The 11,559-nt window shown below is 48.9% G+C and carries 7 protein-coding genes; 3 read left to right on the forward strand and 4 right to left on the reverse strand.

What is annotated here, in order from left to right; genetic code table 11:
* Nucleotides 1–1,126, reverse strand: a 1,126-nt coding sequence (locus Q4C79_RS12120) for an Ig-like domain-containing protein (RefSeq protein ID WP_303091279.1), incomplete at its 3' end; no start/stop codon positions are given.
* Nucleotides 1,127–1,227: 101 nt separating this feature from the next.
* Nucleotides 1,228–2,139, reverse strand: a complete 912-nt coding sequence (locus Q4C79_RS12125; protein ID WP_303091280.1) for an OmpA family protein — start codon at nucleotides 2,137–2,139, stop codon at nucleotides 1,228–1,230.
* 602 nt (nucleotides 2,140–2,741) lie between these two features.
* Between Q4C79_RS12125 and smc the strand changes: the two genes are divergently transcribed.
* Nucleotides 2,742–6,227, forward strand: coding sequence for a chromosome segregation protein SMC (gene smc / locus Q4C79_RS12130; protein WP_303091281.1), 3,486 nt, complete (start codon nucleotides 2,742–2,744; stop codon nucleotides 6,225–6,227).
* Nucleotides 6,228–6,492: 265 nt separating this feature from the next.
* Nucleotides 6,493–7,896, forward strand: a complete 1,404-nt coding sequence (locus tag Q4C79_RS12135; RefSeq protein WP_303091282.1) for an SLC13 family permease — start codon at nucleotides 6,493–6,495, stop codon at nucleotides 7,894–7,896.
* A gap of 220 nt (nucleotides 7,897–8,116) precedes the next feature.
* On the opposite strand, the gene Q4C79_RS12140 is transcribed toward Q4C79_RS12135, so the two are convergent.
* Both Q4C79_RS12140 and Q4C79_RS12145 read right to left on the reverse strand, forming a co-directional pair.
* The gene (locus Q4C79_RS12140; RefSeq protein WP_303091283.1) at nucleotides 8,117–8,572 is read right to left on the reverse strand and encodes a hypothetical protein; all 456 of its coding nucleotides are present in this window, start codon (nucleotides 8,570–8,572) and stop codon (nucleotides 8,117–8,119) included.
* 222 nt (nucleotides 8,573–8,794) lie between these two features.
* Nucleotides 8,795–9,304 carry an undecaprenyl-diphosphatase gene (locus Q4C79_RS12145; protein ID WP_303091284.1) on the reverse strand — a complete coding sequence of 170 codons (510 nt, stop codon included), beginning with the start codon at nucleotides 9,302–9,304 and terminating at the stop codon, nucleotides 8,795–8,797.
* 393 nt (nucleotides 9,305–9,697) lie between these two features.
* On the opposite strand from Q4C79_RS12145, the gene Q4C79_RS12150 reads away from it, so the two are divergent.
* The gene (locus Q4C79_RS12150; protein WP_303091285.1) at nucleotides 9,698–11,482 is read left to right on the forward strand and encodes an FMN-binding glutamate synthase family protein; all 1,785 of its coding nucleotides are present in this window, start codon (nucleotides 9,698–9,700) and stop codon (nucleotides 11,480–11,482) included.
* Nucleotides 11,483–11,559: the final 77 nt, after the last annotated feature.

Below are 11,559 nucleotides of genomic sequence, written 5' to 3' on the forward strand. Positions count from 1 at the left end.
CATCGGTGGTACCGGTGATGGTCGGGGTGTTGTCGTTGCTGTTGTCCGGCGCATCAACGGTGATAGTCGGTGCGACGGTGTCAACCGAACCCGGATCGGTCGCGCTCGATTCGTTACCGGCCGGATCGGTTACGGTGGCAGTTACGCCGTAGTCGCCATCCGGCAGCGGGTTCGGTACGTCTACGCTGTAGCTGCCGTCTTCTGATACAGTGGTAGTAACAATTTGAGTATTACCTGCGCTGTCAGTAATAGTAACAGTAACGACCTGACCGACACCTGCATCAGTGGTACCGTTAATAGTCGGTGTAGTATCAGTTGTATTATCCGGTGCATCTACGGTGATAGTCGGTACAGTGGTATCAACCGAACCTGGATCGGTTGCTTTAACAGTTTGATCACCATTGGTTGCTGTCGCTTCCGCAGTATAATCACCGTCCGATAAAGGAGTAGTAGGTGTAACGCTGTACGAACCGTCTTCTGCTACTGTAGTAGTAATCACCTGAGTAGCACCACTACTATCAGTAACAACAACGCTAACAGTGGTGCCAGGAGGCATATGTTCTACGGTACCAGTAATTTCTGGTGTGTTATCTGTAGTATTATCCGGTGCATTAACCGCAATACTCGGTGCTGGCGAATCATCATCTCCACCACCACCTGCAGCAGCCAAACCAGCAAGCGGCAGTGCAGCCAACAACCATGCCGGACTCCATAAAGTAGTCGTAATAATTTCACCACCCAATGCCTGACCAGCAGAAACCTCATCAGCCAGCATAGTAACCGCATCACCCGGAACGGTACTTTCCGGCACATAAGGATACAGATTACCATTTTCGTGCATACCAGTTAGCAGACTTGAATTAGCGTTTGCACCATCTGCGTAATAACCTTCGATGATCAAATCAGGATTGCTGATATCAGTACCTTCAAAAGCAATTTCCAGATTGTCGCCTACACGCTTGGTCATAATATTTTCAGGGCCAAACGAGGTAGCATCGTCAATAAACTGATAATTAACATTTTCTTGCGCAGGAATACGCAGCGGCTCCCCCTTGCCTGTCTGAATTTGCAAGGTTTCTAATGTTGACTTTGAATTGTTGACATTAAGAGTGATATTTTTAGACATGGTCTTCACCTATATATTATTTAATTTTTTAAGTGGTCTTTTTTATAAAATCCTATTTTGATTTTTTATTATAAGACCTTCATTTAATTCAAAACTATTGATTATTTAGCCTTTTCACCGTGCAAGATAATTTCTACGCGACGATTCGGTTGATCACACGCTTGACGAGCGGCAGCATCTTTCGGATGAAGCTTCCTGCAATCGCTAACAATAAGATCTGTTTCCCCACGACCTTCCGGCGTAATCAAATTAGCATCCAAGCCCGAACCAGCCAAGGCTTGTTTTACGGTTTTCGCACGCTCCAAAGAAAGCTTGTCATTATATTGCGGCGTTCCTTCCGGATCGGTATAGCCTATTACTTGAATCGCTCCAATACGGTTCGGATTTTGTTTGATATCTTGTGATACAGCAGCAATTTCCTGCTTGCCTTTGGGCAGCATATCCTGATAAGAGGCCCGATCAAATTTGAACAATGCAGAAGCTTGCAGGGTATATTTTTTCAATACTTCCGAACATTGTTCCGCTACCTGAACACGTGAAAGTGTATGATTTTGGTGTTGAACCCCCTTCATTTCAGCTTCAGCTTGCTCTGGAGAAACCGCTTGCAATGCGGGGCGGCCATTTTGACCAGGAACAATTTTAAAGAATGAAACAGCAGACTCGGGCAGGTTGTAGTAATCACCGGAATTGGCTTTTTCATTGTAGCCCGCGTCGTTATTAGTAAATTCCGCAAAGAAACGCTGGTTTTGCGCACACACGGTTTCTTGGCGATAAGCATTAGGTTGCAATGATCCCAAATATTGGCCATTTACATAGATATTAACCGTTGAACCTTCGACAGCATCCGCCTGACGATAGAATACAACAGACGAGCGACCATCCGGCACACTGGTACTATATGCAGCAGACGTTGTATCAACCCATTTTTCTTTGGTTTGATAAACACAACCAGTAGCCAATAAAGACAAGGGCAATATCAGTGCCATCTGCTTAACTAATTTATTTAATTTCATTATTCTAAACTCCTAGAAGTTCCCGGATTTTATTTATTAACTGAAAAGTGACGCGTTTACATAGATAACTGAACTATATTAAATGCAGTGAAATCCAAAACGGCTGAAAATATTTAAACAAGTTTAAACTCTTGGCCGGATACGGAAACCACTACAATATCATCCCAACATTAGTTCCTTCTTTTACATATTCTTATGTTATATGATTTTGAAAACTAATCTTTGCTAGCTCTGGCCAAGCGGTAAACAACAATGATAAAAGGCATATAGGAAATTGATGAAAATAGAAGCAATTCGATACACAATACAACAATAAATCCGACTTCATTCGACTCCCATTTCAAAGATATTATTTATTTCATATAAATCAATAATGTAAGATGCGTATTTTTTAACCTCTCTAGAGCAAAATCCTTAACCCAAAGTTGTATATAAGAGACAACAATAAAATCAAGTTTTCATGATGTTATAACTGGGAATATTAAGAGAACCATAACAATCTCCGCATTCAAACATTAATTAAACGATATAATCTCCAAAATCTTTTAACATTCCTCTTGAGCTTGTAAAGTACCATCATCTTCAATATTCACAAAATTTCCATGAAACTTACTCAAATTAAACTAGCCGGTTTCAAATCCTTTACCGACCCCACTACCATCCATTTGCCCGGCCAATTGGTCGCGGTTATCGGCCCGAACGGCTGCGGTAAATCCAATGTAATCGATGCGGTACGTTGGGTGTTGGGAGAGGCCTCAGCCAAACAGTTGCGCGGTGAGAGCATGCAGGATGTGATTTTCAACGGTGCGCTTACCCGCCGCCCTGCTCCCCGTGCTTCGGTAGAATTGGTATTCGACAACAGCGATAAAACTTTGCAAGGCCCGTGGGGGCAATATGCTGAGGTGAGCATCAAACGACAACTTACCCGCCAAGGAGAATCGACTTATTACATCAACAACCAAGTCGTCCGACGCCGCGACATTACCGATTTGTTTTTGGGTACCGGTGTAGGCGCACGCGGTTATGCGGTGATTGAGCAAGGCATGATTTCGCGCATCATCGAGGCGCGCCCGGAAGAATTACGTGCTTATATCGAAGAGGCCGCCGGCGTGTCCAAATATAAAGAGCGGCGCAAAGAAACCGAGGCCCGTCTGAAAGATACGCGCGAACATCTGCACCGGATTGCCGATTTGCAATCCGAATTGGGGCGGCAAGTGGAGAAACTGGAGAAGCAAGCCGCTACCGCGGAACGTTACCACTTGCTCACCCAACAACTGGCGCACCAGCAAGACCTGCTGGACTATACCCAATGGCAACAAGCCTTAGCCGCGGCAGACCATGCCACAGCCCAATATCAAACCTTGTTGCAACGCCAAGAGGAAACCGCAACGGAAAACCAACGCGCCAACGAAGCCTTTCACGCTCTGCGCACCACCGAGCAGGAACAACAGCAATTAACGCAAAGCCTCAGCAACCAGCGCGCGATGTTACGCGAACAGATTGCCCGTTTGGAAGAACAACTACGCTCGCAACATAATCTGCAACAACGCATCGAGCGCGACCGGCAAGCTGCGCAATCGCAATTACAGCGCATCCATCAAGAGCGCCAGAATTTGTTGGATGAAAACGAATTGCTCGCCACCGAATTGGAAGAAAAGCAGATCGAATTGAGCGAATGGGCAATACAAGTCAGCGAACGCGAACTCTATCTTCCTGAGCTGGAAGAGAAACAACAACAGTTGCACAACGCTTTCCAAAGCCAGGAGGACGAACTCAACCGCCTCAAACGCGAATTGGCACTCAAACAGCAGCAATTGGCGCACCTTAAGCAAAACCTGCAACAGCAAATCCAGCGGCAAGGCCGTTTGCAAGCCGAACAACAAGCCCTGAATTTACCGGCCTCCGCCGACTTGGCGGCCGCACAGGAATATGCGCAACAGCTGCATCAGCAGCATGAAGAGTACGAACACTTGTTATCCGAAGGAGAAAACCGGCTCGATCAGCTGCAACAAAGTTTTCAGACAGGCATTCAGCAATACAACGCACTTTACCAACAACACATCGCTTTGCAGGCACAACAGCAAGCGATTGAAGCGGTATTGCCCCAAAAAGATAAACGCGATTTCTGGCAAGATACTGCCCAAGAAAAAGACGGCGGCCTATGGCAGCAATTGAGCGTCAGCCCCGATTGGCAACATGCCTTATCGGTGGTGCTGGCCGACCGCCTGCACGCCCGTGCCGTACCGGCAGATTTCTGCCCGCCCGATCCTTTGCCGCCTACCGCCGCCGCTTGGTGCCACGCAACGGCCGTGCCTCATAAAAAAGTCCAGCCTGCCCAAGCCCTAATCAATCAGATACAGGTGCGCGCGCCTTTTCAAAACGCGCTGGCTTATTGGCTGGACGGCGTATTGTGCGCCCCCACTTTGGCATTTGCCCTTAGCCACCAGGGCGATTTACAAGGAAACCAAATCTGGTTGACCCCGGAAGGCCACCAAGTTGACCGTGTAGGCGCGGTTATCTATCCGCAAGAGAGCGCCGATAACTTGCTGAAACACCAAGCCCGTCTGAAAGAGGTGACGCAGCAACTGACCGTCCTCTCGCCGCAGCTAGCCGATGCCGAACAAAAACGTGACTTCCTGCAAGCGGCTGTGCAACAACAGGAAGAGCAGCAAAAGCAATTGATGTTGCAACAACGCCAGCACGCTGCCAAATTGCACAATGCACAAGCCGAAGCCACCGCCCTGCTCGCCCGCACAAACCAAGGGCAGCTTAGGCGCGAACATATCGAGCAGGAATTACTGCAACTGGCCGAAGAGCAGCTGGTTCAGCAACAAGGCCAGGAAACCCTGCAAAACGATATCCTATTGCTGGAAGAAACCATACACACCCTCGCCGGCCAACAACAGGATTTAAACGAAACGCGGCAAGCCGTGCAAAATCAGCTGAAACAAGCACGCCTATCCTTGCTGGAAGCCAACCGCCAATACGGCATCATCGAAGTAGCCGTTCACAAACAACAACAACGCCAACAATCATTACAACATCAAATCAGCGTTTTGCAACAGCAAGACTTAGATTGGCAGGAGCGGCAGAGCGAATTGGCACTGGCTTTTGAAAACGAACAGCAAGACGAAGAACAGCGCGAAAAACTGGAATGCCTGTCTGAAGAAGTATTAACCTTAGACGAACAATTCATCAGTGCCCAAGACCGGCTGGCCGACATCCAACGCCAAGGGCAGGAAATGTATGCCCGCCAACAGCAACTGGCCGCCACGCTACCGCAGTTGCAAGCCGCCACCCAAACCGCCTTGCTGCAACAGCAAGAAGCCCTGCTCAATGCCAAGCGCTATCATGAAAACTTAAGCGCGCGCGAGGCAGATATCGATGCTTTGGCCCAACTGGCCGAACCATCAGCTGATTCTCGGGCACTCGGCGAATACATAGGTAATCTTGCCCGCGAAATCGAAACGCTGGGGCCGGTGAACCTGGCCGCCTTACAAGAATTGAACGAAGCGCGCGAACGCGACACTTATTACCGCAGCCAAAACGAAGATATCCAATCGGCAATTGATTTACTGGAGCAAGCCATCGCCCAGATTGACGACGAAACCAAAGCGCGTTTTAAAGAAACCTTCGATACGGTCAATGAGAGCGTGCACCGTTTCTTTCCAACCTTATTCGGCGGCGGCGAAGCCGATTTGCAAATGGTCGGCGACGACTTGCTCACCGCCGGCGTCTCCATCATGGCCCGGCCGCCCGGCAAGAAGAACAGCACCATCCACCTGCTCTCCGGCGGCGAGAAAGCGCTCACCGCCATGAGCTTGGTCTTTGCCCTGTTCAGTCTCAACCCGGCACCGTTCTGTTTGCTCGATGAAGTGGACGCCCCGCTGGACGACGCCAACACCGGCCGCTTCTGCAATCTGGTGAAAGAAATGTCGGCCAACACCCAATTCCTCTACATCTCGCACAACCGGCTGACCATGGAAATGGCCGAACAGTTAATCGGCGTAACCATGCAGGAAAAAGGGGTATCGCGCATCGTGGCAGTCGATATCCAACAGGCTCTGAGTATGGCAGAAAGTGCCTAAACTTCTCCATATCACTTCCGCAGGCAGTCATTTCATTCAGATAAACCGATGAAAAACTGCCTGTTTTTCTCTTTTAAAGAATCATTTCTTTAAATTGACGGTAAGAATTGGCACGTACCTTGCTCTCTTCCAGAATCTTAACAATTCAATAACTATAGTTTACAACTACTCACCCTTACACTTATACTGTATTTGCCCTGTTAAAGCCGCAAAGCAAGATTCTCGGCGGCCTGCGTTTTCCAATAACCACACAGGAAATAAAATTATGACTTCCGACAAAAACCGCCCCGACAATGTCGAGCTGCTCAGCGCCCAAGCGCCGATTACCGATTTCAAAGGCTTGATTACCGCAATCATTGCCGCCGTCGTCAGCTACGGTATCTTTCATATTCTCCCTTATGAAACCGATGTCAACAAAGGCATCGCCGTGCTGATTTTCATTGCCATCATGTGGTTTACCGAAGCGGTACACATTACCATCACCGCCTTGATGGTACCGCTATTGGCCGTATTGCTCGGCTTTCCCGACATGGACATCAAAAAGGCGATGAGCAGTTTCGCCGACCCGATTATTTATATTTTCTTCGGCGGTTTCGCACTCGCCACCGGCCTGCACATGCAAAAGCTGGACCGCAAAATTGCCATTTGGCTGATTTCTCTCTCGCGCGGCAATATGAAAGTAGCCATCGGCATGCTGTTTGCCGTCACAGCCTTTCTCTCAATGTGGATCAGTAACACCGCCACCGCCGCCATGATGCTGCCGCTGGCCGTGGGCATGATGGATCATATCGATCGTGAAAAAGACCGCAAAACCTTTGTATTCGTATTGCTCGGCATTGCCTATTGCGCCAGCATCGGCGGCTTGGGCACCATCGTCGGTTCGCCGCCCAATGCCATTGCCGCCAAAGCGCTGAATCTGGACTTTGTCGGCTGGATGAAAATGGGCTTACCGATGATGTTGCTGATTCTGCCGCTGATGCTGGTTTCACTGTATATCATTTTGCGACCCAACTTCAGCCAACGCGTCGAAGTGAAAGACGAGCATATCCCGTGGACGCTGCATCGCGTACTCGCCATGCTGATTTTTATCGCCGCCGCATTCGCATGGATTTTCAGTTCGCAAATTAAAGACGCTTTCGGTATTTCCAATCCCGATACCGTAATCGCTCTGGTTGCAGCGGTAGCCGTGGTGGTATTGGGCGTGGCGCGCTGGAAAGAAGTCGCCCGCAACACCGACTGGGGCGTGCTGATGCTGTTCGGCGGCGGTATCGCCTTGAGCAATCTGTTGCAGACTTCCGGAGCATCGCAAGCCATCGGCCAGCAACTGGCGACCACTTTCGTATTGGCACATCCCCTAATCGTGATTTTTGCAGTGGCAACCTTCATCATTTTCCTAACTGAAGTAACCAGTAATACCGCCGCTGCCGCGCTCTTGGTACCCATTTTCGCCAGCGTCGCCACCCAAATGGGTTTGCCCAAAGAAGTGATGGTATTCGTCATCGGCATCGGAGCTTCATGTGCCTTCATGCTGCCGGTAGCCACACCGCCCAATGCGATTGTGTTCGGTACCGGTCTGATACAACAGAAAGAAATGATGAGGGTAGGTTTCCTGCTCAATATCCTCTGCATCATACTGGTGGCCTTCTGGGCTTATATCTTCTATGCATAACCACATAAACAATGCCTGTCTGAAAATTGTTTTCAGACAGGCATTTTCTTTGCAACACAGCTATAGCGGATTTAATTAACTTTCGATACAAGGCAGCAAGCCGCAGACAGTACAAGTAGTACGGAACCGATTCTGTTGCCGCTTCAGCGGCTTACAAAATCGTTCTCTTTGAGCTAAGGCGCAGCAGAGCCTTCGCGAAAGTTAAGTTAATCCGCTATATTTACGGGCATCCCCCCGGAGCGATGCGCGGGCGCATCAATTCCACACCGCTTCCGTTTTTCATTCGAAACTCAATACCGAAACGGGCATCCATCACCACAGAACGCATTTTACGGTTTTCGCACGCGGCCTGAACAATCAGCTTATCCCCTTCCTGCTTCAACCTTTTTTTCGTTGCCGCATCAGGCTTATATCCTTCCATTCCCTTCATTTCCACATCATAAACCAGCGTGTCGCTATTACTCCGATAGCGGATATCACGGATACGGTATTGTTTCGTATCGCTCAGACTGGTGCGACGCAATTCGGCAGCCAGCTCGTAACCGACTTGATCGCGTTGTTTCGGCGTGAGCGAGCGCATCGCATTGATATCTTGTTGTGAAAAACCAGTATGACAGGCTGCCAAAATCGGCAAAACCGCACAGCACCATAACCAAGGTGATTTTACAATCTTCATTCAACTCGCTCCTTATTCGACAAATAATCAAAAGCGCTGCCAACTACTTTAGGATGCCAAGGTTTAAATCACCATATTATTATATAGCTCCAACTACTTTCCAGCCTTAAATATTTCGCGGATAGATTTCCCAAAAAAATGCCTGTCTGAAAACTTTTCAGACAGGCATTTTTTATCAAAGATTGATTCCCTGTTTGGTACTTTGTTTCGGTTAAACAACACCTACGCTTGAATCGTTTTGCTGCCCCACCAGCGCTGTGTCGCCAAAACCAAGAGCGCCGCGATTAAACTGACCGCAAACGCGCCTACTATATCCAAAGGCCAATGCACACCCAAATAAACCCGGGCCCACGCCACCGGCATCGCCAGTGCCAGCCAGAAAAAACCAAACCAACGCGTTACCGGCAGCAAACACAAAAACAAAATACCGGAAAACATCGAAGTCATGTGTTTGCTCGGAAAAGAAGACGACGCACCATGTTCCAGAAAATTGGTGCCTATCCCCAAAACAAATGGCCGCGGATGATAAAAACCTTTCCGTATCAAATAAGCCATACTGATGGCCACCAAAATACTACCCAATACGCCTAAATAAATACGCTTGTCACTGCGGTGCTTCCAGCCAAGATAAGCCAGCAACACCACAAAAAACAACACGATCAAATATTCCGCCAACCAAATGGCACCCTCAATATAAACAGGATCCGCACTCCAATGAGCATTGATCCACATAAACACCTTCCGGTTTAACTCGTTCAAATAATCCATTTTTTCCTTAGAAACTTAAAACTCATCTATCTTTTTTTATGTAAATAGTAAAAGTAAGATTGAAATCAGCAAGCGCAATTTTAGAGTTTAACATCAAGTCATATTTAAGATTTTGATTTTTTTTCTATCAATCAAATAAGTATGCCTGTCTGAAAATATTTTCGCCAACCGACAAATATAGCGGCTTAACAAATCGCTCTCTTTGAGCTAAGGCGCAGCAACACCGTGGCGAAAGTAAAGTTAATCCGCCATATCATTAAAAAAAACTATATCGCCAACCACAACCATTTAGCAAAAAAACCATTATAATCCTAAAATTACAAACCACTACAAACACATCACCATTCAGGATTCCCCATGAGCAAGCAAGAGCCCAAGCCCACCAATACCCGTTCCGCCAATTACGCCTTTTTGGTGATGCCGCGCCTCGGCCTATTCTGGTTGGCCATCGCTTTAACCATTGCCGGCTTACTGTTGCAAATATGGTGGCTGTTTTTCCCCTCGCTCGCCTTCACCTTGCTCGGCATCCGCGACCTCAAACAAAAACGCCATGCCATTTTGCGCAACTATCCCATCGGCGGACACATCCGCTTCCTGCTGGAAAACTTCCGTCCCGAAATCCGCCAATATTTTCTGGAAAACGATAAAGAAGAAGTACCCTTCTCACGCCAGCAAAGGTCCATCGTCTACCAACGCGCCAAAAACATCGACAGCACCACCGCCTTCGGCAGCCTGAACGACCTCAACAAAGTCGGCAGCGAGTGGTTTCTGCATTCCGGCAACAGCCACCCTATAGCCGACCATCATTTCCGCGTACACATCGGTAACGAATTGTGCAAACAACCCTATGATTTATCCGTATTCAATATCTCCGCCATGAGCTTCGGCGCCCTATCCGCCGCCGCCATCGAAGCACTCAACAAAGGCGCCAAAGAAGGCGGCTTCGCCCACGATACCGGCGAAGGCAGCATCAGCCCCTATCACCGCAAACACGGCGGTGATTTAATTTGGGAACTCGGTACCGGCTATTTCGGCTGCCGCGACCAAGACGGCAACTTCAACCCCGAATCTTTTGCCAAACGCGCCTCGCTCGAGCAGGTCAAAATGATTGAAATCAAGCTCTCGCAAGGTGCCAAACCCGGCAAAGGCGGCGTATTGCCCGCTTCCAAAATCAGCCGCGAAATCTCCGAAACCCGTGATATTCCGATGGGCATAGACTGCATTTCCCCCGCCACCCACAGCTCCTTCTCCACCCCGCGCGAACTGGTGAAATTCTGGCAGCAATTGCGCGAACTCTCCGGCGGCAAACCAGTAGGCTTCAAGCTTTGCATCGGTATGCCTTGGGAATTCATGGCCATTGTCAAAGCCATGATGGAAGAAAACGACTACCCGGATTTTATCGTCATCGACGGTGCAGAAGGCGGTACCGGCGCCGCACCGGTCGAATTTATGGATACCATAGGCATGCCTTTGGTCGACGCCTTTATCTTCGTACAAAACACCTTGGTCGGCGCAGGCATCCGCGACAAAATCAAAGTCGGCGTCAGCGGCAAAATCATCAGCGGCTTCGACATCGCCAAAATGATGGCGCTGGGTGCCGACTGGTGCAACAGCGCCCGTGGTTTTATGTTTGCCGTCGGCTGTATCCAATCGCGTTCCTGCCACACCAACAAATGCCCCACCGGCGTCGCTACCCAAGACCCCTCGCGCCAGAAAGCGCTGGATATTCCCGATAAATCCCAACGTGTGAAAAACTTCCATGCCAACACCCTACGCTCTCTGGCCGACATCGTCGGCAGCGCGGGTTTGAGCCACCCATCACAACTCAAACCGCACCACATCGTGCGCCGCCAACCTGATGGCTGGATTAAATTATTGTCGGAACACTATCAATTTGTGAAACCCGGCTCCCTGCTCACCGGCGACTGCGGCCGCAAAATCCTCGATGATATGTGGAAATTGGCCGATCCCGACAACTTCCAAGCCATGGAAATCGCCGACGAAATCGTACAAGCCGAAAACCTGCGCAATATCAATCGGGTCGTTTACCGTATTCTTCCCGATACCGCCCCGCAGCCGTTGATGGAAACACAACAACCGTCTGCAGTGAAAAAGAGCACCGATTCAACCGAAACCCACTAGGGTCTGTCGACAATTAACCGGAGAAGTGGTTTTTTGAGGCAAAAACCGCGTATGCAAGGCAAAAAGCACAGCAAGGT

It is taken from the genome of Neisseria sp. (genome assembly GCF_030523955.1).
In the GTDB taxonomy this organism is placed as follows: Bacteria; Pseudomonadota; Gammaproteobacteria; order Burkholderiales; family Neisseriaceae; genus Neisseria.